General features: G+C 65.8%; 24 protein-coding genes. 11 read left to right on the forward strand and 13 right to left on the reverse strand.

Going from position 1 to position 23,041, the window contains the following annotated elements; genetic code table 11:
* Window positions 1-31: 31 nt before the first annotated feature.
* From jaqu_RS02635 to jaqu_RS02645, 3 genes are read left to right on the forward strand one after another with little or no spacing between them, the layout of a single operon-like run.
* The gene (locus jaqu_RS02635; protein WP_043917391.1) at window positions 32-811 is read left to right on the forward strand and encodes a succinate dehydrogenase iron-sulfur subunit; all 780 of its coding nucleotides are present in this window, start codon (window positions 32-34) and stop codon (window positions 809-811) included.
* Window positions 812-820: 9 nt separating this feature from the next.
* The gene (locus jaqu_RS02640) at window positions 821-1,450 is read left to right on the forward strand and encodes a hypothetical protein (RefSeq protein WP_043917392.1); all 630 of its coding nucleotides are present in this window, start codon (window positions 821-823) and stop codon (window positions 1,448-1,450) included.
* Window positions 1,451-1,492: 42 nt separating this feature from the next.
* On the forward strand, window positions 1,493-2,377 hold the full coding sequence (locus jaqu_RS02645) for a hypothetical protein (RefSeq protein WP_043917393.1): 885 nt from the start codon (window positions 1,493-1,495) through the stop codon (window positions 2,375-2,377).
* A 34-nt stretch (window positions 2,378-2,411) separates the two neighbouring features.
* Here the strand turns inward: jaqu_RS02645 and jaqu_RS21560 are convergent, their stop codons facing one another.
* Both jaqu_RS21560 and jaqu_RS02650 read right to left on the reverse strand, forming a co-directional pair.
* The gene (locus jaqu_RS21560; protein ID WP_161793816.1) at window positions 2,412-2,549 is read right to left on the reverse strand and encodes a hypothetical protein; all 138 of its coding nucleotides are present in this window, start codon (window positions 2,547-2,549) and stop codon (window positions 2,412-2,414) included.
* Window positions 2,546-2,728 carry a hypothetical protein gene (locus tag jaqu_RS02650; RefSeq protein WP_043917394.1) on the reverse strand — a complete coding sequence of 61 codons (183 nt, stop codon included), beginning with the start codon at window positions 2,726-2,728 and terminating at the stop codon, window positions 2,546-2,548. Before jaqu_RS02650 ends, jaqu_RS21560 begins: the two co-directional genes overlap by 4 nt.
* 233 nt (window positions 2,729-2,961) lie before the next feature.
* On the opposite strand from jaqu_RS02650, the gene jaqu_RS02655 reads away from it, so the two are divergent.
* Together jaqu_RS02655 and creD are read left to right on the forward strand one after the other, a co-directional pair.
* A complete protein-coding gene (locus jaqu_RS02655; RefSeq protein ID WP_043917470.1) occupies window positions 2,962-4,134 on the forward strand; it encodes a type III PLP-dependent enzyme in 1,173 nt (390 codons plus the stop codon).
* A gap of 84 nt (window positions 4,135-4,218) precedes the next feature.
* A complete protein-coding gene (gene creD / locus jaqu_RS02660; RefSeq protein WP_052500734.1) occupies window positions 4,219-5,748 on the forward strand; it encodes a cell envelope integrity protein CreD in 1,530 nt (509 codons plus the stop codon).
* A gap of 326 nt (window positions 5,749-6,074) precedes the next feature.
* On the opposite strand, the gene deoD is transcribed toward creD, so the two are convergent.
* The 3 genes from deoD to jaqu_RS02675 form a co-directional block, all read right to left on the reverse strand.
* Complete coding sequence (deoD, locus tag jaqu_RS02665) at window positions 6,075-6,779, reverse strand: purine-nucleoside phosphorylase (RefSeq protein WP_043917395.1); 705 nt, start codon at window positions 6,777-6,779, stop codon at window positions 6,075-6,077.
* A gap of 60 nt (window positions 6,780-6,839) precedes the next feature.
* Entirely contained in the window at window positions 6,840-7,184 is a 345-nt protein-coding gene (locus jaqu_RS02670; RefSeq protein WP_236687737.1) for an H-NS histone family protein, read from the reverse strand.
* 76 nt (window positions 7,185-7,260) lie between these two features.
* The gene (locus jaqu_RS02675) at window positions 7,261-9,279 is read right to left on the reverse strand and encodes a methylmalonyl-CoA mutase family protein (RefSeq protein WP_084629309.1); all 2,019 of its coding nucleotides are present in this window, start codon (window positions 9,277-9,279) and stop codon (window positions 7,261-7,263) included.
* Window positions 9,280-9,403: 124 nt separating this feature from the next.
* Here jaqu_RS02675 and jaqu_RS02680 point away from each other — a divergent pair, with 124 nt between their 5' ends.
* From jaqu_RS02680 to jaqu_RS02705, 6 genes are all read left to right on the forward strand, one after another.
* Window positions 9,404-10,777, forward strand: coding sequence for a 1-acyl-sn-glycerol-3-phosphate acyltransferase (locus jaqu_RS02680; protein WP_043917397.1), 1,374 nt, complete (start codon window positions 9,404-9,406; stop codon window positions 10,775-10,777).
* 98 nt (window positions 10,778-10,875) lie between these two features.
* Window positions 10,876-12,162, forward strand: a complete 1,287-nt coding sequence (gene ccrA / locus jaqu_RS02685; protein ID WP_043917398.1) for a crotonyl-CoA carboxylase/reductase — start codon at window positions 10,876-10,878, stop codon at window positions 12,160-12,162.
* 158 nt (window positions 12,163-12,320) lie between these two features.
* Window positions 12,321-12,524, forward strand: a complete 204-nt coding sequence (locus jaqu_RS21830) for a hypothetical protein (protein WP_043917399.1) — start codon at window positions 12,321-12,323, stop codon at window positions 12,522-12,524.
* Entirely contained in the window at window positions 12,478-13,194 is a 717-nt protein-coding gene (locus tag jaqu_RS02695; RefSeq protein ID WP_236687738.1) for a helix-turn-helix transcriptional regulator, read from the forward strand. The genes jaqu_RS21830 and jaqu_RS02695 overlap by 47 nt, the downstream gene beginning before the upstream one ends.
* Window positions 13,195-13,307: 113 nt before the next feature.
* Window positions 13,308-13,913 carry an acyl-homoserine-lactone synthase gene (locus jaqu_RS02700; RefSeq protein ID WP_043917401.1) on the forward strand — a complete coding sequence of 202 codons (606 nt, stop codon included), beginning with the start codon at window positions 13,308-13,310 and terminating at the stop codon, window positions 13,911-13,913.
* A 24-nt stretch (window positions 13,914-13,937) separates the two neighbouring features.
* Window positions 13,938-15,461 carry an AAA family ATPase gene (locus jaqu_RS02705; RefSeq protein ID WP_043917402.1) on the forward strand — a complete coding sequence of 508 codons (1,524 nt, stop codon included), beginning with the start codon at window positions 13,938-13,940 and terminating at the stop codon, window positions 15,459-15,461.
* Here jaqu_RS02705 and jaqu_RS02710 read toward each other — a convergent pair.
* The 8 genes from jaqu_RS02710 to jaqu_RS02745 all read right to left on the reverse strand — a co-directional run bounded on the left by jaqu_RS02710 (window position 15,458) and on the right by jaqu_RS02745 (window position 22,960).
* A complete protein-coding gene (locus tag jaqu_RS02710) occupies window positions 15,458-16,213 on the reverse strand; it encodes a TIGR02186 family protein (RefSeq protein WP_043917403.1) in 756 nt (251 codons plus the stop codon). The two genes, jaqu_RS02705 and jaqu_RS02710, sit on opposite strands and share 4 nt — an antisense overlap.
* Window positions 16,210-17,133, reverse strand: coding sequence for a sulfite exporter TauE/SafE family protein (locus tag jaqu_RS02715; protein ID WP_043917473.1), 924 nt, complete (start codon window positions 17,131-17,133; stop codon window positions 16,210-16,212). The genes jaqu_RS02710 and jaqu_RS02715 overlap by 4 nt, the downstream gene beginning before the upstream one ends.
* Window positions 17,134-17,260: 127 nt before the next feature.
* Window positions 17,261-18,226 carry an ABC transporter permease gene (locus jaqu_RS02720; protein WP_043917404.1) on the reverse strand — a complete coding sequence of 322 codons (966 nt, stop codon included), beginning with the start codon at window positions 18,224-18,226 and terminating at the stop codon, window positions 17,261-17,263.
* Window position 18,227: 1 nt separating this feature from the next.
* Window positions 18,228-18,869 (reverse strand): LysE family translocator, encoded by a 642-nt coding sequence (locus tag jaqu_RS02725; RefSeq protein ID WP_043917405.1) that lies wholly within the window; start codon window positions 18,867-18,869, stop codon window positions 18,228-18,230.
* Entirely contained in the window at window positions 18,866-20,026 is a 1,161-nt protein-coding gene (locus jaqu_RS02730) for an ABC transporter permease (RefSeq protein WP_043917406.1), read from the reverse strand. The genes jaqu_RS02725 and jaqu_RS02730 overlap by 4 nt, the downstream gene beginning before the upstream one ends.
* On the reverse strand, window positions 20,023-21,597 hold the full coding sequence (locus jaqu_RS02735; protein ID WP_043917407.1) for an ABC transporter ATP-binding protein: 1,575 nt from the start codon (window positions 21,595-21,597) through the stop codon (window positions 20,023-20,025). Before jaqu_RS02735 ends, jaqu_RS02730 begins: the two co-directional genes overlap by 4 nt.
* A complete protein-coding gene (locus tag jaqu_RS02740; RefSeq protein ID WP_043917408.1) occupies window positions 21,594-21,953 on the reverse strand; it encodes a hypothetical protein in 360 nt (119 codons plus the stop codon). Before jaqu_RS02740 ends, jaqu_RS02735 begins: the two co-directional genes overlap by 4 nt.
* Complete coding sequence (locus jaqu_RS02745) at window positions 21,953-22,960, reverse strand: BMP family lipoprotein (protein ID WP_043917409.1); 1,008 nt, start codon at window positions 22,958-22,960, stop codon at window positions 21,953-21,955. The genes jaqu_RS02740 and jaqu_RS02745 overlap by 1 nt, the downstream gene beginning before the upstream one ends.
* Between the last annotated feature and the right edge of the window lie 81 nt (window positions 22,961-23,041).

The raw sequence follows: 23,041 nt of genomic DNA on the forward strand, positions 1-23,041 counted from the left end.
CGGCGCACACACCCTCTAGGAGGATCGACCCATGGTGCAATTCACCCTGCCCAAGAATTCGAAGATCACGACAGGCAAGACTTGGCCCAAGCCCGAAGGCGCGAACCGGCTCAAGACCTTCAAGATCTACCGCTGGAACCCGGAAGACGGGAAGAACCCTCGCGTCGACACCTATTTCGTCGATCTCGACACCTGCGGTCCGATGGTCCTGGACGCGCTGATCAAGATCAAGAACGAGATCGACCCGACGCTGACCTTCCGCCGCTCCTGCCGCGAAGGGATCTGCGGGTCGTGTGCCATGAATATCGACGGCGCCAACACGCTGGCCTGCACCTACGGCATCGACGAGGTCGACGGCGACGTGAAGATCTACCCGCTGCCGCACATGCCGGTTGTCAAGGACCTGATCCCCGACCTGACGCATTTCTATGCCCAGCATGCCAGCGTCATGCCGTGGCTCGAGACCAAGACGAACACGCCGGCGAAGGAATGGAAGCAATCCATCGAGGACCGCAAGAAGCTCGACGGCCTCTACGAATGCATCATGTGCGCCTCCTGCTCGACGGCCTGCCCGTCCTACTGGTGGAACGGCGACCGCTATCTGGGGCCGGCGGCGCTGCTGCATGCCTATCGCTGGATCATCGACTCACGCGACGAGGCGACCGGAGAGCGGCTGGACCAGCTCGAGGATCCGTTCAAGCTGTATCGTTGCCACACGATCATGAACTGCACAAAGACCTGCCCCAAGGGCCTGAACCCGGCCAAGGCCATCGCGTCGATCAAGAAGATGATGGTCGAACGGCAGCTCTGAACGGGGGATATGCTGGCCGTCATCGTGGTGGGCACGCTGCCTTTCGGGGCAGCGTTGGTGGTACTGGCCCTGAGGCATGTCATCAGACACGGTCGGCGTGTGTCAGCCTGGACGCCCGGACTGTTGGCCCTGTCGGCGGCCCTGTTTCTCCTCTACGCGGGCAAGCCGCAACCTTTTGCAGGTCTGGCCGCTATTCTCTATGCCCTTGTTCCACCCGCTGTGCTTCTCGATCCGACATTCGAGGAGAGCTGGGAATTCGTCGCCCGGATCCTGCCCTGGGCTCTCGCGGTCGGTCTCGGCGTCGCTTTGGCGTTCGCCGCCTCCCGAACGCTTCGGGGCTTTTCCCTCGCGGCCGGTATCATCGCTGCTGTCGTCGCGGCCTTCGCGATCGGGGAGGTCCAGTCCCGCCACCTCATGTGTCTGGCCGCCGAGGCGCGCGGGATCACGGAATTCCGCCGAAACTCGCTTCTCTGGAGCTGGTTCCACGCACCTAGGGAGTGGCAATTCGACCTCCATGCCGGCTTCGACGAGGGGGGCGAGAGATATGGGTGGAGTTACGCCGAAAGCGATTGGTACCGCCTGCCGCCCAATGTCGGTGGAAACGCTGACCTGCCACGAAGACTGCATCGTTGTACCTGATCGCCTATGGTCCGGCGGCCCTGCGCACCCTAACTCGCGGTGATGAAACGCCCCCGCCTTCCCGATAACTGGCGCCGCGCGCTGCGGCGTGGACTGGCCTGGCTTCGCCTCAAGGTCGCGGAGCCGTGGCGCCTGCCGCTCGGCATCCTGATCGCGGTGCTGGCGGCGCTCTTCTGGTGGCTTCCCGGTCTGGGTCTCTGGATGGTACCCGTGGGCATCGCACTCGCCGCTCTGGGGGTGCGACCCATTCGGCGGCGCCTGAACCGGGGCCGCCCGCCGGCGCGTGTGATCGGCCCGGTCACACGCGGCCACATGGTCACCGTTCCGGAGCGGGAAGAGGCCATGTTGGAGACGGTGGCCCGGATCGCCCCGCAGGTGGACCGGCTGCACCTCGTTCTGAACGGCTTTGACGCGATTCCGGAGGTCCTCGGGGCCTACGGAAACGTGTCGCCCTTCATTCCCAAGCACGACTTGGGGCTCGGCGGATTGTTCCTTCCCCGTCCGGGCGAGGTGGATCGCGTCCTGCTCCTGTCAGATGATTTCGCCTATCCGACAGACTACGTGCGGACCTTGCTGGCTCACGGGGCGCGGCTCGGCCTCGATCGGAACGTGGTGGGATATGACGGGACCGCCCTGTCGAAAGATGGCCCGCGCCGCTACGCGCCGGAGGCGCGGCTGGGCTATGCCCGCGGTGTCGGGCTTCTGTCGCTCGAGACGGTCCTTCTGTCGGGCTGCCACCTCCCGCCGGTCGGGCAGGTCGAGGATGCCGCTGGGTTCGCCTCTTGGCTGTCGGGGGCGGATCTGCTCCCCTGGGCCGTCCCGCGCGAGGCGGGCTGGCTGCCGCCGCGGCCTGCGCTCATCGAAAAGCCCCTGACGGCGTTTCCGCACCAGGGGCAGCGCTGGCAGGATTGGCGCGACGCCGCGTGATCGCGGCGCCGGACCTCGTTCAGACGTCAGAGGTTCAGACGTCCGAGGGGATCCCTCCGGTTCCGGGCAGCGTCGGGTTCAGGTCGGGGGCGTCGCCCTCTCCCTCGTCGACGCAGGCCGCCAAGAGCGTGAGCAGCGGCAGGGCGAAAAGCAGTCGGGACAGGCGCATCATTCGTCGTCGTCCTCGTTCACTTCGAAGGCCCCTTCGGTGATCGTACCGTCGCCGTCGACATCGATGTCGGTGGTCGCCTCGATTTCTTGAAGATTGTCGACCCGGTTGCCTGCGCCGTTGCAGGCCGCAAGAAGAAGGATGAGCGGCACGGCGGCCGTCAGTTTGTATCCGTTATTCATGGAAGGCTCCTGCGGTGTGATGCAGGGCCAACCGACGATTTGCATCCAAAGTTCCGCATCCCGCGTTTTGCCTCTTGACGGAATCGCGCGCGCACCGCAATTGCGCGCCTCAGACGCCAACGCACGCGCCTCTGGCACGGCCAACGCACGGTTACGCAGCGACGGTAACGTCTCCTTGGAAGTGAGCGGTCTGCGCCGGGATCCCGGCATGGCCGGGTCTTTTGGAGATGACCATGAATGCTCTCGTAACCGGCCTGTCGGGCCGCGCTGTCTCGTCGTCCGCTTCGCGCGCCGAAGCCTACATTCAGGCCCACATCTTCGACCGGCCGACGCTCGTGATCGACATCGATGCGGTCGAGGCGCAGTATCGCGCGCTGGCCGCCGGGCTGGGTCGCGCGCACATCCACTACGCGGTCAAAGCCAACCCCCATCGCGACGTGATCGAACGGCTGCTGGCGCTGGGCTCCGGCTTCGACGCCGCCTCGCGCGGAGAGATCGAGCTCTGCCTGAGCCTCGGCGCCGACCCGGCCCGCATCTCCTTCGGCAACACGATCAAGCGGGCAGCGGATGTCGCCTTCGCGCATCAGGCGGGGATCACCCTCTTCGCGGCCGATGCCGAGGAAGAACTGGACAAGATCGCGGCCCACGCTCCGGGGGCTCGCGTCTATATCCGCATGCTCGTCGACAACCCCGAGGCCGACTGGCCGCTTAGCCGCAAGTTCGGCGTGCCCACGACCCGCGCCCAAGGTCTTCTGGACCACGCCGCGCATGTCGGTCTCGTGCCGTTTGGCCTGTCGTTCCATGTCGGCTCCCAGACGCGCGAGGCGCGGATGTGGGACGGCACCCTCGATCAGGTGGCGCAGGTCTGGCACGCCGCCCGCGCCGCGGGTCACGACCTTCAACTTCTGAATATCGGCGGCGGCTTCCCTGCCTTCTACGGCGCCGAGATCGCGCATCCGACCGACTATGCGGCCGCCGTGATGCAGCGCATCGACGCCCGCTTCGGCGACGTCGCCCAGATCATGGCGGAGCCCGGCCGGGGTCTCGTGGCCGAGGCGGGCGCCATCGCCGCCGAGGTCATGCTCTCCGCGCGCAAGTCGGACGACGACCTCCACCGCTGGGTCTATCTGGATATCGGCAAGTTCTCCGGCCTGGCCGAGACCATCGACGAGGCGATCCGCTACCAGTTCGTCACTTCGCGCGACGGCGAACCGACCGGGCCCTGCATCCTCGCCGGCCCGTCCTGCGACTCTGCGGATGTGCTCTATGAACGCCGCCCCGTCGCGCTGCCGCTCTCGCTCCGGGCGGGCGACCGCGTCGTGATCCGCAATTGCGGGGCCTACACGTCGAGCTACTCCTCGGTGGGGTTCAACGGCTTCCCCCCGCTGGACGTGATCGTCACCTGACGGGAAACGGTCGTGATCGCCTTTCCGCTGTCATAGGGGGATCGCCTGGGCTCGGGCAAACGCTGTTCACAACGGAGCCAGCCCATGCTGTCCACCGGATATCGCTATCTGAGCGTCGGCTTTCTGACGCTCCTGATGATCATCCCGCTCTTTCTTGCCGCGGCGGTGATCGAAGACCGCTCGCGACTGGCCGACCGGACCCGTAACGACGTCGGTCGCGAATGGGGTGGCGAACAGATCCTCACCGGATCTGCTCTCGTGGTCCCGGTCGAAGGCGACGTCACCCGCAAAGCGCGCCGCGAACGCCCGGATGCGGACGGCGTGGTGACATTCGAGACCGTCACCATCCGGGAGCGTGGCCGCGTGGAGCCGGTCGTCATCCTGCCCGAGACGCTCGATGTCGCGATGTCGACCCGGACGGATATCCGCAGCCGGGGCATCTTCGACGTTCCCGTCTACACGGCCGACATTTCGCTGAATGCGCGGTTCGACCCCTCGCGCATCCAGGGCGCCCTCGATGCGGGCGAACGGCCGATCTGGGACGAAGCCGTCCTGCGCATGGGGCTGAGTTCCAATTCCGGGCTTCGCGGTGAGACGCGGATCGAGGGGCCGGACGGCCCCCTCGAACTGGAGCCGTTCGCCACCGGGACAGGCAGCGGCATCGTCGCGGCCTTCGGCGGCGCCCGGCGCGAGGTCGCGGCGGCCGCCGCGGATGTCGAGGCGATGGCCGCCGAAGGGGGCGCGTCCACCGCCGCCATCTCCCAGGCCCCGCGCGGAGCCGGGATCGAGGCGGGCTTTCCTCTCTCCGAAGACCCCTTCGAGATCGACGCCACGTTCACGCTGAACGGAGCACAGCGCCTCCTTGTCTCGCCGGTGGGCCGCGACAGCGCGGTCCGCATGAGTGGAGACAGGGCCGCCCCCTCTTTCACCGGCGCTTTCCTTCCCGACGCCCGCGAGGTGACCGAGAACGGATACGAGGCAAGCTGGACCATCCCTCATCTGGCGCGGAACCTGCCTCAGACCTCCCGCGGGAGCTTCACCGAGGCAAGGGCCTTCTCGTTCGGCACGGAATTCGTGCGCGTCAACGACTTCTATCAAAAGGCGTTTCGCGCCGCGCGTTATGGCGTCCTCTTCGTCGCGCTGACCTTTCTGACGATCCTGCTGATCGAGCGTCGTGGCGCCCCCACCCATCCGGTCCAATACGTCCTGATCGGTCTCGTCCAGGCGATCTTCGTGTTGCTGATGGTCGCCTATGCCGAACAGATCGGCTTCCTGCCCGCCTACCTGCTATCCGCCGGGGCGACCACGGCGCTGCTGACGATGTTCGGCTGGATCGCCTTGGGACTGGGGCGTCGGACCCTGGTCCTCGGGGCGGCGCTCGCCGTCGTCTATACGGTGCTCTACATGATCCTTCAGTCGACGGATCTGGCGCTTCTGGCCGGGGCCACGCTGGCCTTCGGCGCGCTTGCATTGACGATGATCGCGACGCGGAACGAGAACTGGTACGGCGAAGGCGGCCCGGGCCGCTTCTCGTTCACCAGCGGTCCGCCCGCGCGTCCTGACGCCTCGACCGCGCCGCCGCCCGCCCCGACCGCTCCACCCCCGTCCGGGTGAAGCAGGGAGGGCGCCGATCCGTCCAGATCCAAGGGGGGAGGGGGGCGCTGCCCCCCGCTGCGCTCCCCCCGGAGTATTTCCACCGAGAAGAAGACCCGAGCCGCGGATGCGTCCCGGGCGGCCCGTTCCGTATCCGGCATTCGTCCCGCCATGGGCGGACCCGCCCATGCGTGCCGTCGATGCAGGCCCCTTTTCGAGGCACGCCCACACGCCGTTTACTTTAATGCGTTCCTGCTTCTTCTCGGCTCAAATACTCCGGGGTCCGGGGCAGAGCCCCGGCTCGTTCGCCACCTGCGCCGCCGGCGAGGGGCCGGAGCGGGCGACGCTCAGGCGAAGGCCGCCTCCAGCGCGATCTCGACCATGTCCCCGAAGCTCGACTGGCGATCCTCGGACGGCAGGGCCTCGTGGGTCAGCAGGTGGTCGCTGACCGTCAGCACCGCCAGCGCGCGGCAATCGTGGCGGGCCGCCAGAGTATAAAGCTCGGCCGCCTCCATCTCGACGGCGAGCACGCCATGGCGCGTCATCTGCTCTGTCAGGTCCGGCCGCTCGTCGTAGAAGACGTCCGACGAATAGATGCCGCCGACATGAACGTTCGACGCCTTGGCCAGCGCCGCAGCCTCTGCCGCCTTCAGCAGGGTCCAATCGGCGCAGGGGGCGTAGTTCAACTCCCGGAGGATCCCCCGCGAAGGCGTCGAGATCGTGGAGGCGGTCATGGCGAGGATCACGTCGCGGATCGCCACGTCCTTCTGCATCGCCCCGCAAGAGCCGATGCGGATCAACGTCTTCGCGCCGTATTGCGAGATCAGTTCGTTGGCATAGATCGACAGGCTCGGCATCCCCATTCCCGAACCGTGGATCGTCACTTCGTTGCCGTTCCACATCCCGGTAAAGCCCAGCATTCCCCGGACGTCGTTCACCAGGCGCGGGCTTTCGAGAAACGTTTCGGCGGCCCATTTCGCGCGCAGGGGGTCCCCCGGCATCAGGACGGTCTCGGCGATCTCTCCCTTGGCGGCGCGGATATGGGGGGTCATGGTCTCTCCGAAAGAAAAAGGGGCGTCCCCGACGCCCCTAATCCCGGTTCGGCGAGAAAGCTAGATCGCCAGATCCTCGGCCTTGCCGCCGTTTTCGATGTGATCCTTGTACCATTGCGGCTGACGGCCCCGGCCGGACCAGGTCATCGCGGCATTCTCGGGGTGGCGGTATTTCGCAGGCAATTTCGCGCGACCGGCGGTGTTCCGCTTGCCCGATTTGCCACCCGTCAGATCGTCGAGCGTATAGCCTTCCTTGGCCAGCATCGCCTCGACCTCGGCGCGCAATTCCTTGATGCGGCGCCCGTCGTAATCGGCCTGGGCCTTCGCGATCGCTTTCAATTGCGCCTCCGCTTCGGCCTTCGCCTTTTCCAGTTCATCCCTGTTCATCTTGTCGATCTTTGCCACGACTCTTCCCTTCGCAATGGCTTTGGTAATTCGCCATTACGTTCGGACGCTCAATCGCGCAACCTATCTATTCGGTCTACTCGGCGGCCAATTCCGGCGGTGCTGCCAATTCGACCAGATCGCCCATGATCCGATTCAATTCGAAATCCTTCGGTGTATAGACCCGGGCGACGCCCATTCCGCGCAGCCGGTCGGCGTCTTCGTCGGGGATGATCCCGCCGACCACGACGGGCAGGTCCAGCCCCTCGGCACGCAGCCGGGCCATGACATCCTCGACCAGCGGCAGGTGGCTGCCCGACAGGATCGACAGGCCCACCACATGGGCCCCGTCCTCGCGCGCCGCGTCCACGATGGCCTCGGGTGTCAGGCGGATCCCGGCATAGCTCACCTGCATCCCGCAATCGCGCGCGCGCACGGCGATCTGCTCGGCCCCGTTGGAATGGCCGTCCAGGCCCGGCTTGCCCATCAGGAAGGTCAGACGGCGCCCCAGCCGGTCGCTCGCCGCATCCACCGCGTCGCGGAGGGGCTCCAGCCCCTCGGTCCGGTTCGAGGGCGAGGCCGAGACCCCGGTGGGCCCCCGATACTCCCCGTGGACCGAGCGCATGACGCCCGCCCATTCGCCGGTGGTCACGCCCGCCTTCGCAGCGGCGATCGAGGCGGGCATCACGTTGCCGCCCTCTCGCGCCGCGTGGGACAGATCCGACAGCGCCTCCTCAACGGCTGCCGGGTCCCGCGCGGCGCGCCAGGCCTGGAGCCGGTCGATCTGGTCCGCCTCCACGCCTGGATCCACGACCATGATGCCGCCATCCGAGCCGACCAGCGGCGAGGGTTCGCCCTCCTCCCAGCGGTTCACGCCGACCACGACCGTCTCGCCGCGCTCGATGGCGCCCAGACGGTCCGAATTGGCCTCGACCAGACGGGACTTCATGTATTCGATCGCATCCACCGCGCCGCCCATCCCTTCGATGGCGGCCAGTTCCTCGCGGGCGCGGTCCTTCAATTCGTCGACCTTGGCCGCCACCACCGGAGAGCCGTCGAAGAGATCGCCGTATTCCAGAAGGTCGGTTTCGTAGGCCAGCACCTGCTGCATGCGAAGCGACCATTGCTGGTCCCACGGGCGCGGCAAGCCCAACGCCTCATTCCAGGCGGGCAATTGAACGGCGCGCGCCCGGGCGCCCTTGGACAGCGTCACCGCCAGCATCTCCAGCAGGATGCGATAGACGTTGTTCTCGGGCTGCTGTTCGGTCAGGCCGAGGCTGTTGACCTGCACGCCATAACGGAAACGGCGGAACTTCGGGTCCTCGACGCCGTAGCGTTCGCGGCAGATCTCGTCCCAAAGCTCGGTGAAGGCGCGCATCTTGCACATCTCGGTGACGAACCGGATGCCCGCATTCACGAAGAAGCTGATGCGCCCGACCATGCGCGGGAAATCCGCCGGGTCGACACGGGGCCGCAACTCGTCCAGCACGGCCTGCGCGGTCGCCAGGGCGAAGGCCAGTTCCTGCTCGGGCGTCGCGCCGGCTTCCTGCAGGTGGTAGGAGCAGACGTTCATCGGGTTCCATTTGGGCGCGTGCCCTGCGCACCATTCGGCCACGTCCCCGATCAGCTTCATCGATGGGCGCGGGGGCAGGACGTAGGTGCCCCGGCTCAGATATTCCTTCACCAGATCGTTCTGGACCGTCCCCTGAAGGCCGGCGATATCGGCGCCCTGCTCCTCGGCCACGGCGACATACAGCGCCAGCAGCCAGGGGGCCGTGGCGTTGATCGTCATCGACGTGTTCATCTGGTCCAGCGGGATGTCCTGGAACAGCGTGCGCATGTCGCCCAGATGGCTGACCGGGACGCCGACCTTGCCCACCTCTCCGCGTGCCAGGATGTGATCGGAATCGTAGCCCGTCTGCGTCGGCAGGTCGAAGGCGACCGACAGGCCGGTCTGACCCTTGGACAGGTTCGTGCGGTACAGCGCGTTGGACTTGGCGGCAGTCGAATGGCCCGCATAGGTCCGGAACAGCCAGGGACGGTCCTTCTGCGACATGGCGACGGTCTCCGCAAGAAAATTACTCAAAGACCGCCATATCGGAAATTTCCTGCCCATGTCAATTCGCTGCGCTGCGGCGCGCCGAAATGCCCGGAGTCTGCCATTTGTGCAGACGGGGGGTGCACAGGGGGTGCACAGGGGGTGTACGCGTTGTTAACCGAGTTTTGACCGCCGGAGAGGCATGTTCCAGACCGTAGAGCTTCCCCTCTGGACCCTGCTCCTGCTCTGTGCGTTCGCCGCGGTGACGTTCGCGTCGCATTTCCTGTTTCCGTCGGTGCGCTGGTTCTTTCGCAAGCGGGCGGAACGGCTGGTCGCGCGGTTGAATACCCGCCTCAAGGAACCGATCCAGCCCTTCAAGCTGGCCGCTCGCAAGGACACGATTATGCGGCTGGTCCACGATCCCGAAGTGGCCCAAGCCATCGCGGACCACGCGGCCGAGCGGGACATTCCCGAACAGGTCGCCTTCGAGAAAGCCGGCCGCTACGCCCGGGAGATCGTGCCCAGCTTTTCGGCCCGCCTCTATTTCGGCCTGGCGACCTGGGCCGCGAGATGGCTCAGCCAAGGGCTCTACCGTGTGCGTGTGTCGGGTGCGGATCGGGCCGCCTCGGTGATCGGGCCGGACGTCACGACGGTCTTCGTGATGAACCACCGCTCGAATATGGACTACGTGCTGGTCACGTGGCTGATGGCGCAACAAACCTCGCTGGCTTACGCTGTCGGCGAATGGGCGCGGCGCTGGCCCCTCCGGCCCCTGATCCGCGCGATGGGCGGCTATTTCGTACGCAGGCGGGACCTCAACCCATTGTACCGGAAGGTTTTGTCCCGCTACGTGCAGATCGCCACGCGCGCGGGCGTGACCCAGGCCGTCTTTCCGGAAGGCCGGCTTTCACGTGACGGCGCGTTGCAACCGCCCAAGCTGGGCATCCTCAGCTACATCCTCGATGGCTACGATCCCGCGGGGCGCGATGTGGTCTTCGTGCCCGTCGCGCTGAATTACGAACGCGTCCTCGAGGATCGCAGCCTCCTCGCCGATCGGCTGAAACCCGGCGCCGCGCAGCTGAGCTGGATCGCCGTCGCGCTCTACTTCCTCGATCACCTCCGGGTTCGGATGACGGGTCGCTTCGCGCGGTTCGGCTACGCCGCCGTGACCTATGGACGGCCCCTCTCGCTTCACGATTTCCTGCAGGAGGAGCGCCCGGACCCCGCCGCCGCCGTGGCCGAGGCGTTGATGGAGCGCATCGCCGAAGTCCTCCCCGTTCTCCCGACGCCGCTCGTGGCCGAAGCGCTGATCGGCGGCGCCCGAGACCTGCCCGCCATCGCATCTCATCTGGAATTGCGCGAAGCGGCGCTCAAGGACACGATGCACCCCGTCCACCATCCGAACCGCCCCACCGCCGCCATCGCCGAGACGGCGATTCGCCTTCTCGAGTCCCGCGGTTTCGTGGAGTTCGACGGCGAAAACGTCGAAGTCGACGACGACGCCCGCGAGATTCTGGCATTTTACGCCCGTACGCTGCCATTGCAGCGAAGCAGTGAGAAACAAAATTACGCCTAGCGGTTATTTGAGGTTGGAATATTGCCCGGGGCCTGTTAGTTCTTCGCCGACGCAGCAGGTTCATCCTGCGACGCAGCATGAACCGCAGGAGGTGGAGAATGGCCTTGGATACGAAGCATCCCGTCCTCGAGGACGCCCCCGTGAAAGAGCTATACGAGATGGGCGAGATGCCCCCGCTCGGGCACATCCCCAAGCAGATGTATGCCTGGACCATCCGGCGCGAGCGACATGGCGAGCCAGACACCGCCATGCAGCAGGAAGTCGTTGATATCCCTAAGCTCGACAGCCACGATGTGCTGGTGCTCGTGATGGCGGCCGGGGTGAACTACAACGGTGTCTGGGCGTCGCTCGGTGTGCCGATCAGCCCCTTCGACGGCCATGGCGCGCCCTATCACATCGCCGGCTCCGACGCATCTGGCGTGGTCTGGGCCGTGGGTGACAAGGTCAAGCGCTGGAAGGTCGGCGACGAGGTCGTGATCCACTGCAATCAGGACGACGGCGACGACGAACATTGCAACGGCGGCGATCCGATGTATTCGCCCAGCCAGCGCATCTGGGGTTACGAGACGCCCGACGGCAGCTTCGCCCAGTTCACCGCCGTTCAGGCCCAGCAGCTCATGCCGCGTCCAAAGCACCTGACCTGGGAGGAGTCGGCCTGCTACACGCTGACGCTGGCCACCGCCTACCGGATGCTCTTCGGACATGAGCCCCACGATCTGAAGCCCGGTCAGAACGTGCTGGTCTGGGGGGCGTCCGGCGGCCTCGGCTCCTATGCGATCCAGCTCATCAACACGGCGGGCGCCAATGCGATCGGCGTCATCTCGGACGAGAGCAAGCGCGATTTCGTCATGGGCCTCGGCGCGAAAGGCGTCATCAACCGCAACGACTTCACGTGCTGGGGTCAGCTCCCGAAGGTGAACACGCCCGAATACAACGAGTGGTTCAAGGAAGCCCGGAAGTTCGGCAAGGCCATCTGGGACATTACCGGCAAGGGTGTGAATGTCGACATGGTGTTCGAACATCCCGGCGAGGCGACCTTCCCGGTCTCGACCTTCGTCTGCAAGAAGGGCGGCATGGTCGTGATCTGTGCGGGCACGACGGGCTACAACCTGACCTTCGACGTCCGCTACATGTGGATGCACCAGAAGCGCCTTCAGGGCAGCCATTTCGCGCATCTCAAGCAGGCCAGCGCGGCGAACCAGCTCATGGTCGAGCAGCGCCTCGATCCGTGTATGTCCGAATGCTTCCCGTGGGAGCAATTGCCCGAGGCCCACATGAAGATGCGCCGCAACGAGCATCTGCCCGGCAACATGTCGGTGCTGGTCCAGGCGCCGACCACCGGCCTGCGCACGGTTGAGGATGTCGTCGAAGCGGGCCGCCGCTGAGTCGTTCTTATTCTGTTCTGGTCTTGGACCGGAATCAGATGCTTACGCTTACGAGCCTCCCCATTTTGGGGGAGGCTTTTTTCGCGAATATCGCCCTGATCGCGCGTCTTCTAAGGTCGGGCTTAAGGCTTTCTTAACCACCGCAGAGGAACTCTCGGATGTCGAAGGACTGGATCATCGACGTGCTACGCGACCTGCGCGCATTCTCGGCCGACAACAATCTGCCCGCCCTCGCCGAGCATATGGACGAGGCGCTGGCCGTCGCATCGGTAGAGATCGCCCAGGATGGCGACGCCAGTGCGGCGGAGGGGAATGGTGCAAACAGAACTCAGGCTTGGGGAGCTTTGCGAACGGCTATCTGAGGCGCAGGATCACGACGACCTCGCGCGAGCCGTCGCAGGTCTGCGGGACACCTATGACGTCGAACACGTGGTCTACCATTGCGTCCGCTCGGGGGGCGAACAATGGGGGGCATTGACCTATCCGAAGGAGTGGGTCGACGCCTACGTCAAAGAGGATTTCAAATCGATCGACCCGGTGGTCGCGGCGTGCTTCTCGCGGCCGACGCCCGTCGACTGGAAGGCGCTCGACTGGAGCGCGCGGCCGGCGCGGGAACTGCTGGGCTCGGCCACCGCATCGGGCCTGGGGAGCCAGGGATGCAGTCTGGGAGTTCGTGGGCCGAGCGGACGATATGCCCTCTTCAGCGTGAACGACCGGATGTCCGACGGGCTCCGGTCCAGGTTCACCGATGCCCGGGTCGACGAGATGATCCTCGCCGCGCATTACATCGACTCGCGCGCGCAGGAGATGGAGGCCGAGCCCGTCGCCAAGCTCCGCACGCTGTCGCCACGCGAGACGGATGCGCTCACACTTCTGGCGAAGGGCCTGGGCCGTGCCCAGGCGGCGGAGAGGCTCGCGATTTCCGAGCACACCTTCCGTGTCTATGTGGAGAGTGCGCGCAACAAGCTGGGCGCACGCAATACGCTCCACGCCGTCGCCCATGCGATGAGCCTCGGCCTGATCTGCCTGTGAATGCCGGTCCGATCACCCCTGTTGCGGGATCTTTCCGGCAGCGAGCGGTGAGGATCTCTTAACCCGCTCAGCGGCACCTCCTCCGGTCATCCGACTGGAAGGAGTTTCCGCCGATGCTGCGCTACCTCTACGCAACCGACCTCGAACGTGCCCCCGATCTTGCCGCGGGGATGTTCCGCGATCGCGCGGCCCAGTTCCGCGATCGGCTTGGCTGGGACGTGCAGGTCGACGCCCTCGGCTGGGAAACGGATCAGTACGATGTCTGCGATCCGCTTTATGTCATCGCGACGGATCGGTCCGGGGCCCATCTCGGATCGCTTCGGTTTCTTCCGACCACGGGCCCGCACATGCTCGCCGAGGTGTTTCCGCATCTGGCGCCCCGGATCCATGATCGGGATGTCTGGGAAGCGACGCGCTTCTGCCTCGCGCCTCGTTCGCCTTTGGGGACGGCGCGGCTCCTGCTGCTGGCCGCGTCGCAGCTTGGGCTTTCCATGGGACTTACCCATGCGCTGGGCGTGTTCGATGGCGCGATGCCGCGCGTCTACCGCCGCCTTGGCTGGGAACCGGAAGTCCTGGGTCAGGCCGCCGGGATCGCGGCAGGGCGCTGGACGTTCGATCCCGCGATCCATGATCGGCTGTGCCATGCCACCGGGGTCTCGCCTCAGCGTGCGCGTGACTGGTTCGAGGCCGATCTGGGCCATCTGCCCCTTCCCACCTGAGACGGCGCGCGCCACAAGGGGCGCATGTCGCTTCCCGAACTGTCCGAAGACCAGGCCGAGGCCTGGGACCGCATCGCGGAAATCCTGTCCGACTCAGGCGTTGACCTGACCGAAGGCTGGGCCGCGATGCGGGAGGATGACGAGACGCGCGTCCTCGGCGTGACGGGCAAGGCGGGATCGGGAAAGACGCTTCTGCTGGCCGGGCTCGTCGGGGCGCTTCGCGACGCTGGCCTCGATGTCGTTTCAGGCGACTACGAGCGGAAGAAGCGCGATCGCCGCACGCTAGCCGTGCTCGCGCCGACCAACAAGGCCGCCAGCGTCCTGCGCGCGCGGGGCGTCCCCGCCACGACGATCCACCGGATCATCTACACGCCCGTCTATGACCCGGAATACGAGAAGATCGCCGAGTGGCTGGCGGGCGACCGGGACCGCCCCTCGGTCGAGGGGCTGACCGACGAGGCGCTGGACCGTGCCAAGCGTGTCTACGACGAGACCTCGTCCGTTCCCGGCGCGCTGGCGGCCGCCGGATTGCGGGGATCGGATTTCATCACGGGGTGGAAGCGCCGGGACAGTCCGCTGGATATCGGCTTCGTCGACGAGGCGTCGATGCTGGACGACAAGCAATACGAAGACCTGCGCGAGATCTTTCCGACGCTGGTTCTGTTCGGCGATCCGGCACAGCTTGCGCCTGTCAATCAGTCGGGACGGATGGTCTTCGACCGGTTCGAGGGCGACGACCACAAGCATCTCAGCCGCATTCATCGGCAAGAGGCGGACAGCCCGATCCTGGACCTGGCGCACGCTCTGGGGGACGACCAGATCGACTTCTGGCGCTTCGAGCAGATGGTCGAAGAGGCGGCGCAGCGCGACGACCGTGTGGTCGTTGCCAGCCGGGTGGACAGCGACCTGATGGCGCGCTCGCCCGTTCTGGTCTGGCGCAACGCGACGCGGGTGAAGCTGATCCGCGCTTTCCGGCAGGCGCACGGGGCGGACAATACCCATCTCCTGCCGGGTGAGCCGCTGATCTGCGATGGGCTGGAATTGCCGCTGAAGCACCGCAAGCGCCGCATCGACCTCGAGGCGCGCGGCCTGATCAAGGGGGCGCAGGTGGTCTATCTGGGACCGGGCAAGAAACCGGGCTTCTCTCGGCTACACGTCCTGGGGGCGCCCGATCCGCTGGTCAGCGTCTCGTCCATCGTCAAGATCGAGGATCCCGATACCGAAGAGCCGTTCCTGCCTTTCGCGGCCCGGATGGGGGCGGCCTTCCTGCACGGGGCCGCCGTGACGATCCACAAGGCCCAGGGCAGTCAGTGGGACGAGGTTCAGGTCTTCGCCCCGGATCTGGAGGTCGCCAACAGGATGGGGCGCAGCGAGGCGGGCCAGCCGCTCTGGAAGCGTCTCGCCTATGTCGCGATCACGCGCGCCGTGACGCGGCTTGTCTGGGTGCGGCGTGCCGCGCTGGCGCTGCCGAAGGCGCCGCTCGGGACCGACGATCTGGACACCGTGCCCGCGCCGCTGACGTTGCAGGCCCCGGAAGCAGAGAGCTAGCGCCGGACAAGCTGGAACACGGCGGATGCGCCCCACCCGGCGGCGATCGCTATGGCGAGGGACAGCAATCCGTAGATGAGCGGTTGCTCGTGGGCCAGATTGTAGATCCACCGTTCCAGCCCGACCTTTCGTACGAAGATCGACGTTGCGAAGCTGTCGATGACCTGGCCGTCGCGCGTGAGAAAGATGCGGGTGTCGTAATTCCCCTCGGTCAGGTTGGCCGGCAGGTCGATCTCCGTCGAGAACAGGGTGTCGTCGCGAAGGATCACCTCCTCCTCGGCGATGACGTAGCTGCCATTGGCCTGCCGCACGCGAATGAGTGCCGTGAGGAAATCAGGGGCGTGATCGCTCATACCGGCCACGTCAACCGCGCGCACCACCCGGCGCGGCGAGATGCGCCAGCGCTGGTCTTCCGTGCGGGTCAGAGCCTCGGATAGGGGTGCGGTCGTGGCCACGGCGTAGAAGCTGGGCGCGCTGTCGACCTCGACGGCTTCGGTGTTGATCCAGATGCCGAAGCGGCGATCCTTGCGGCGGACCGTGACGGGTTCGGCGGGCCCGGCGATCGTAACGATGACTTGGAGCGGCTGCCCTCGGGGGATCGGCTCGGTTCGCTTGACGGCACCGAAGACCAGGATCTCGGAGCCGTCGAACGAGGTCGAGATCGAGACCCGATCCTGGCTCAGCGCCGCTATGACCTCTTCGGCCGCGGCGGGCAGGGCGGCAAGCCACAGGAAGAGCGCCAGGCGGATCAATGCCCCGCTCCCGCGCCGATGGAGTAGAGCTCCGCAGGTTCGATCAAGAGGTCCGAGGCGAGCTTGCCACAGACCGCGAGCACCATGACTGCCAGAAGGATGCGGAGTTGCTCCGCCTTGAGACGAGTGCCGATCTGCGTCCCGATCTGGGCGCCCACGACCCCGCCCACCAGCAGCAGAACCGCCAGCAGCATGTCGACGGTGTAGTTCGTCGTCGCATGCAGCAGCGTCGCGAAGGCCGTCACGAAGATGATCTGGAAGAGCGACGTCCCCACGACGACCTTCGTGGGCATCCCCAGGATGTAGATCATCGCCGGGACCATGATGAATCCACCGCCCACGCCCATCACCGCGGCCAGAACTCCGACGATCAGGCCGACGACGAAAGGCGGGATCGCACTGATATAAAGACCCGAGGTGCGGAACTTCATCTTCATCGGAAGGGCGTGGACCCAGCCGCGCTGCCGCCGCACGATGCGCTGGACCGGGCCCTTGCGGCGTGCCTTGCGGATGGCGTTCAGGCTTTCGACGAACATCAGGCTGCCGATCACGCCGAGAAAGACGACGTAGCACAGGCGCACGAGCAGATCGACCTGACCCAGCTCCCTCAGGATGTTGAAGACCTGGACCCCGAGCGCTGCGCCCACCAGACCGCCTGCCAGCAGCACGAGGCCCATTCGGAAATCGACCGTCTTCCGTCTTACATGGGCAAGGACGCCGGAGAAGCTGGAGGCGACGATCTGGTTCGCCTCGGTCGCGACCGCGACCGCGGGCGGAATGCCGATCATGAACAGAAGCGGTGTCATCAGAAATCCGCCGCCCACGCCGAACATGCCCGACAGGATACCCACCACACCGCCGAGGCCCAGCAGCAGGAAGGCGTTCACGGAGACTTCGGCGATGGGAAGATAGATCTGCACCGCGGCCCTTTCGAGGCTATGATGCCCCATCGCGCGGACGCGGCGCCCTGTCAAATGTCAGTCGCGCCGAGCCTCCGATCGAACTCATTTCCGGTCTGGTGGACCGATGCCTTGTGTCGATCTGGCCTCACCGCTCCTTGACGTAGGGCTCACCACCGGCACGGGGCGGGATCGCCTTTCCCACGAAACCTGCAAGGATCACGACCGTCAGGATATAGGGCAGGGCCTGCATGAACTGCGTCGGCACGTCGATGCCGGCGATGTCGATGTTCTGGTAGCGGTTGCCCAGCGCCTCCAGCAGGCCGAACAGCAGGCAGGCGCCCAGCGCGTACCACGGCCGCCACTTGGCGAAGATCAGGGCGGCCAGCGCGATGAAGCCGCGGCCCGCCGACATCTCCTTGACGAAACCCGCACCCAGCGCGGTCGCCAGATGCGCACCGGCAAGTCCGCAGAGCAGGCCGCAGATCATCACGGCGGCGAAGCGCAGGCCGACGACACTGACGCCGGCGGTATCCACGGCGGCCGGGTTTTCGCCCACCGCGCGCAAGCGCAGCCCAAAGCGCGTGCGGAAGAGGATCCACCAGGTCAGCGGCACGGCGGCGAGGCCCATGTAGACGAGGACCGAATGGCCTGAGAGGAGATCGTGATAGATCGGCCCGAGGACCGGAATTCCCTGCAGCGCGTCCGCGAAGGGCAGGTCGATTTCCTGGAACCGGGCGGGCCCGGCGAGGGCGGGGGTCCGCCCGCCCAGACCGAACCACGCTTCGCCGATCACCACCGTAAGGCCAGAGGCGAGGAAGTTGATCGCGACGCCGGAGATGAGCTGATTGCCGCGGAACGTGATCGAGGCGACGCCGTGGATCGTGGCCAGGATGAGCGATGCGGCCATACCGGCGCAAAGACCCAGCCATGCCGAATTCGTCGCGAATGCCACCGATGCGGACAAAAAGGCGGCCGCCAGCATCTTGCCTTCCAGCCCGATGTCGAAGATGCCCGCCCGCTCGCTGAAGAGCCCGGCGAGGCAGGCCAGAAGCAGCGGGGTCGCAAGGCGCATCGCGCTGTCGAGGATCTGGATGATCGTAGCGAGGTCCATCTCAGCTTCTCTCCGTGGCGAGCCGGTAGGCGAAGGCGGTGAACACCGCGCCGAGTGTCATTTCGATCCAGCGTCGTGCGGAGGCATAGGCCTTCCTCGCGGGGCGCGATGAAAGCGCGAAGGCCCAGGCGCCATGCGTGGAGAACGCGATGATGTAGGCGCCTACGCAGAACAACAGGATGATGTCCAATCCGCCGCCGGCAGTCGGGCCGAGGGCTGCGATGGCCACCCAGAAAACCAAGGCCTTGGGATTGGAAAGCTGAAACAACAGGCCAGTGCGATAATGCGCAAATGCGGATCGCGCGGTGATGTCGGATCGCCCTTCGTCAAAGGGCGGATTTCGCCAGGCATTGCGGAATGCTCCGTAGGCGAGCCAGGCGAGATAGGCAGCACCTGCAAGGCGGATCGTCGTCGCGGCCCATTCCGCTTGTGTCAGAACAGCGCCCATCCCAAGCGATGCGACCAACGCCCAGAACGCCCCGGCGGTCGCAATTCCCAAACAAGCGACAAGCGCAGCTCGGCGACCATGCGTCGTTCCGATCCCCAAAAGCATCGCGACCGCCGGACCAGGTGAAGCCCCCCCCGCGATCTGTATGGCGTAGGCCGCCGCGAAACCGGGCAGGAAGACCAGCAGATCGCTCATGGCTCAACCTGCTTGCGCTCGGGGTGCCCGCCCGCTTCCAGGGGCGTGGTCGGTTCGGGTTTCGATGGGCGTTTCCGGCGGGCGACGAATGCTTTCTCGAGCGGTCCGCGCACCATGTTGTCGAGCGCGCCGGTGAACAGGATGACTAGGGCCTGGATCACGATGACCATCTCGCGGCTGATGCCCGGGATCTCGAATTCCAGTTCGGCCCCGCCTTGATAGAGCATCCCGAACAACAGCGCGGCCAGCGCGACGCCGACGGGATGGGACCGGCCCATCAGGGCCACGGCGATCCCGACGAACCCCGCGCCCTGGACCGGGTCGATCACCAGGCGTTCCGCCTCTCCCATGACCGAGTTGATCGCCATCATCCCGCATAGCCCGCCCGAGATGAGCATGGCGATCATGGTGATGCGCACCGGCGCGATACCGGCATAGATCGCCGCGGGGGCGGCATGACCGAAGGCGCGGATCTCGTACCCGATCCGGGTTCGCCAGATCAGCCACCAGACGAAGAAACACGCGAGGATCGCGACGGCGAACGAGATGTTCAGCGGCGTCGAGCGCGGGAAACCCATGAAGGGCAGCACCGTGGCTGCATTCGGCAGGTGGACGGCCTCAACGAAGCGGGCCGTCTCGGGCGAGCCTCCCGCGCCGGGCACCAGAAGCACACGGCTCAGCAGGTAGACCATCAGGGCCGAGGCGATGAAGTTGAACATGATCGTCGTGATGACGATGTGGCTGCCCCGCTTGGCCTGCAGATAGGCCGGGATCGCCGCCCAGGCCGCACCGAACAGCGCCGCACCGAAGATCGCGGCGATCAGAGCGATGCTCCAATGCGGCCAGGGGATGAAGAGCAGGCAGAGGGCCACACCCAGGCCGCCCAGAGCCGCCTGGCCCTCACCGCCGATGTTGAACATCCGCGCATGGAAGGCGACGGCGACGCCGAGCCCGGTAAAGACGAAATTCGTCATGTAATAGAGCGTGTAGCCCCACCCGTAAGCCGAACCGATCGCCCCGTTCACGAGGATCCGCAGGGCCTCGAAGGGGTTCTCGCCAATCAGGGCGACCACGATGCCCGACACGATAAGGGCCAGCGTCACATTGACCAGCGGGATCAGGGCGATATCGACCCATTTCGGCAATGTGTCGGTCATGCCGCTTCCCCACTCATGCCCGCCATCAGAAGACCCAGCTCGCCCTGATCCGTTTCCGATGGCAGACGCTCGCCCATGATGCGTCCGTCGAAAAGGACGGCGATGCGGTCGCTCAGCCCCATGATCTCGTCCAGTTCCACCGAGACGAGCAGGATGGCCTTCCCCCGGTCGCGCAGGGCGACGATCTGCTGGTGGATGAACTCAATCGCACCGATATCGACGCCCCGCGTGGGCTGCCCGATCAGCAGCAGGTCCGGATCCCGCTCGATTTCGCGGGCCAGCACGATCTTCTGCTGGTTTCCGCCCGAGAAATTCTTCGCCTCGAGCGACGGATCGGGGGGGCGGACGTCGAACCGCTCCATCTTGCCGGCGCAATCCTCGCGCATGGCGGCGTTGTCCATGTGAAAGGCGCTGCCGTAACGCGCGTCGTCGTGATAGCCGAAGGCGATGTTCTCCCAGGCGTGGAAGTCCATGATCAGACCTTCGCGCTGGCGGTCCTCCGGAACATGGGCGATCCCGCGCGCGCGTCGGGTCCGGGCATCCGACGCCGTACCCGTCAGGTCGATCTCCTGTCCCTTGATCCGGATCGAGCCGGTGCCGCTGGCATAGCCGCCGAGCACCTGGAGCAGTTCGGACTGGCCGTTCCCGGCGACCCCGGCGATCCCCAGGATCTCTCCGGCACGCAGATCGAGGTCGATGCCTCGCAGCTTTTCGACGCCCTGGCTGTTGACCACCTGGAGGTTGCGCACTTCCAGAACGGTATCGCCAGGCGTGGCGGGGGCCTTGTCGACACGCAACAGGACCTTCCGGCCGACCATGAGTTCGGCCAATTGCTCGGGGCTGGTCTTGGCGGTCTGCACAGTGGCCGTCATCTCGCCACGCCGCATGACGCTGACGCTGTCGGTAATCTCCATGATCTCGCGCAGCTTGTGGGTGATCAGGATGATCGTCTTGCCCTGGTCGCGCAGGCCGCGGAGGATGCGGAACAGGTGGTCGGCCTCGGCTGGCGTCAGAACGCCCGTCGGCTCGTCCAGAATCAGGATATCCGCCTCGCGATAGAGCGCCTTCAGGATCTCGACCCGTTGCTGCAGCCCGACGGAGAGGTCCTCGACCACAGCGTCCGGATCGACGTCCATCTCGTACTCATGGGCCAGATCGGTCAGCAGCTTGCGGGCTTTGGCAAGGCTCGGTCGAAGCATCGCGCCGTCTTCGGCGCCGAGCACCACGTTTTCGAGAACGGTGAAGTTCGGTACCAGCTTGAAGTGCTGAAAGACCATCCCGATGCCCGACGCGATGGCGGTCTGGCTATCGGGGATCTCGGTCCTGCGGCCGCCGATATAGATCTCGCCCGCATCGGCCTTGTAGAAGCCGTAGAGGATCGACATCAGGGTCGACTTTCCGGCACCGTTCTCGCCGATGATCCCGTGGATCGTCCCCCGCCGGACCTGTATCGAGATATCCTTGTTCGCCTGGACCGGACCGAACGCCTTGGAGATGCCGCGCAATTCGAGCGCGAGACCTTCGTCGCCCAGCGCAGGCGTATGGGAGGGGCCGAGGGACGCGGAGGTCATTCGCTTTCGACGAAGCCGGTGACGCGGGTCAGGCCATCCTCGCCCATGGATCCGACGAAGTTGAGGCGTGCGAACGGGGTCCCGTCACGGTCCAGCCGAGCATGGATGATCGCGGTTCCATGCGTGACCTGAGGCGACCCCATCGGAAGCAGCATCGCGTCGGGCAGATTCTCGCGGAAGATCGTCAGGTACTCCGCCATCCCGTTCGGCCCCTCGAACGGGGCTGGCGCGTGCGGATCCTCGTAGATGAACGAGGCCCCGAGGGCCTCGTTCAAGATGTCGGCACGGGCGTCAGCATCGGCCTCGTTCCAGGCCGTCAGCAGCTTGACCAGCATCTCGCCCGCGTTGCCTGCCATCAAAGCGGCACCGGGCAGCTGTTATCGGACAAATAGTCGTGAACCTCGATCTCGCCGGCGATGATTGCGGCCTGGGCTTCCTCGACCGCGGCGCGCATCTCGTCGGTCACAAGGTCCTGGTTGTTCTCGTCCAGCGCGTAGCCCACACCGTCGTTTTCCAGGCCCATCACGGTGATGCCGGGCTCGAGGTTGCCTTCGGCGGCGGCGACGAAGCTGTCATAGACGGCGTTGTCGACCCGCTTGACCATCGAGGTCAGGACTTCGCCGGGATGCAGGTAGTTCTGGTTGCTGTCGACGCCGATGGACAGGATATCCTCGTCGGCTGCCGCTTGCAGCACGCCGATACCGGTGCCGCCTGCTGCGGCGAAGACGACGTCAGACCCCTGGCTGATCTGGCTACGCGTGAGTTCGGCGCCGCGCACGGGATCGTTCCAAGCGGTCGGCGTGGTGCCCGTCATGTTGACGATGACGTTGGCATCCGGGTTCACCGCCTTGACGCCTTGGGCATAGCCGCAGGCGAACTTGGAGATCAGCGGAACGTCCATGCCGCCGACGAAGCTGACGGTCCCGGTTTCCGAGGCCATCGCCGCCATCATGCCGACAAGATAGCTGCCTTCGTGCTCCGAAAACACGATCGACTTCACGTTCGGCTGGTCGACGACCATGTCCACGATGACGAATTCGGTGTCGGGATAGTCGGGGGCGACCTGATCCAGCGTCGACGCATTGGCGAAGCCCAGCACCACGACCGGGTTCGCGCCACGGTCGGCCATGCGGCGCATCGTCTGCTCGCGCTGAGCCTCGTTGGCCAGCTCGGTTTCCATGTACTCGCCGCCGGTCTCCTCGACCCAGCGCTGCGCCCCGTTGAACGCGCTCTCGTTGAACGACTTGTCGAACTTGCCGCCCAGGTCGATGATGAGGCCCGGATTGGCGTCCTGAGCTGCCGCCATCCCGGCGGTCAGGGCCAGCGCGCCGGCGGCTCCTAGAAGCGTCTGCTTCGCGGTCATTGATCTCTCCCGTTGAACTGGGCGGGTTGAGTCCACGCCCTTGGCCATGGGCGATATCTAGGCCGCAGAGGCGCCGGAAGG

This window comes from Jannaschia aquimarina (assembly GCF_000877395.1).
GTDB classification, from domain to species: domain Bacteria; phylum Pseudomonadota; class Alphaproteobacteria; order Rhodobacterales; family Rhodobacteraceae; genus Jannaschia; species Jannaschia aquimarina.

What these genes read in the sequence shown, in the direction of transcription:
- jaqu_RS02700 (WP_043917401.1), top strand. Translation starts at nt 13,308, where the DNA reads ATGCTGCGCTACCTCTACGCAACCGACCTCGAACGTGCCCCCGATCTT.
- jaqu_RS02745 (WP_043917409.1), bottom strand. Translation starts at nt 22,960, where the DNA reads ATGACCGCGAAGCAGACGCTTCTAGGAGCCGCCGGCGCGCTGGCCCTG.
- jaqu_RS02735 (WP_043917407.1), bottom strand. Translation starts at nt 21,597, where the DNA reads ATGACCTCCGCGTCCCTCGGCCCCTCCCATACGCCTGCGCTGGGCGAC.
- jaqu_RS02645 (WP_043917393.1), top strand. Translation starts at nt 1,493, where the DNA reads ATGAAACGCCCCCGCCTTCCCGATAACTGGCGCCGCGCGCTGCGGCGT.
- jaqu_RS02640 (WP_043917392.1), top strand. Translation starts at nt 821, where the DNA reads ATGCTGGCCGTCATCGTGGTGGGCACGCTGCCTTTCGGGGCAGCGTTG.
- jaqu_RS02705 (WP_043917402.1), top strand. Translation starts at nt 13,938, where the DNA reads ATGTCGCTTCCCGAACTGTCCGAAGACCAGGCCGAGGCCTGGGACCGC.
- deoD (WP_043917395.1), bottom strand. Translation starts at nt 6,779, where the DNA reads ATGACCCCCCATATCCGCGCCGCCAAGGGAGAGATCGCCGAGACCGTC.
- jaqu_RS02650 (WP_043917394.1), bottom strand. Translation starts at nt 2,728, where the DNA reads ATGAATAACGGATACAAACTGACGGCCGCCGTGCCGCTCATCCTTCTT.
- jaqu_RS02720 (WP_043917404.1), bottom strand. Translation starts at nt 18,226, where the DNA reads ATGGACCTCGCTACGATCATCCAGATCCTCGACAGCGCGATGCGCCTT.
- jaqu_RS02675 (WP_084629309.1), bottom strand. Translation starts at nt 9,279, where the DNA reads ATGGGCAGGAAATTTCCGATATGGCGGTCTTTGAGTAATTTTCTTGCG.
- jaqu_RS02635 (WP_043917391.1), top strand. Translation starts at nt 32, where the DNA reads ATGGTGCAATTCACCCTGCCCAAGAATTCGAAGATCACGACAGGCAAG.
- jaqu_RS02725 (WP_043917405.1), bottom strand. Translation starts at nt 18,869, where the DNA reads ATGAGCGATCTGCTGGTCTTCCTGCCCGGTTTCGCGGCGGCCTACGCC.
- jaqu_RS21830 (WP_043917399.1), top strand. Translation starts at nt 12,321, where the DNA reads ATGTCGAAGGACTGGATCATCGACGTGCTACGCGACCTGCGCGCATTC.
- jaqu_RS02740 (WP_043917408.1), bottom strand. Translation starts at nt 21,953, where the DNA reads ATGGCAGGCAACGCGGGCGAGATGCTGGTCAAGCTGCTGACGGCCTGG.
- jaqu_RS02680 (WP_043917397.1), top strand. Translation starts at nt 9,404, where the DNA reads ATGTTCCAGACCGTAGAGCTTCCCCTCTGGACCCTGCTCCTGCTCTGT.
- jaqu_RS02730 (WP_043917406.1), bottom strand. Translation starts at nt 20,026, where the DNA reads ATGACCGACACATTGCCGAAATGGGTCGATATCGCCCTGATCCCGCTG.
- ccrA (WP_043917398.1), top strand. Translation starts at nt 10,876, where the DNA reads ATGGCCTTGGATACGAAGCATCCCGTCCTCGAGGACGCCCCCGTGAAA.
- jaqu_RS21560 (WP_161793816.1), bottom strand. Translation starts at nt 2,549, where the DNA reads ATGATGCGCCTGTCCCGACTGCTTTTCGCCCTGCCGCTGCTCACGCTC.
- creD (WP_052500734.1), top strand. Translation starts at nt 4,219, where the DNA reads ATGCTGTCCACCGGATATCGCTATCTGAGCGTCGGCTTTCTGACGCTC.
- jaqu_RS02655 (WP_043917470.1), top strand. Translation starts at nt 2,962, where the DNA reads ATGAATGCTCTCGTAACCGGCCTGTCGGGCCGCGCTGTCTCGTCGTCC.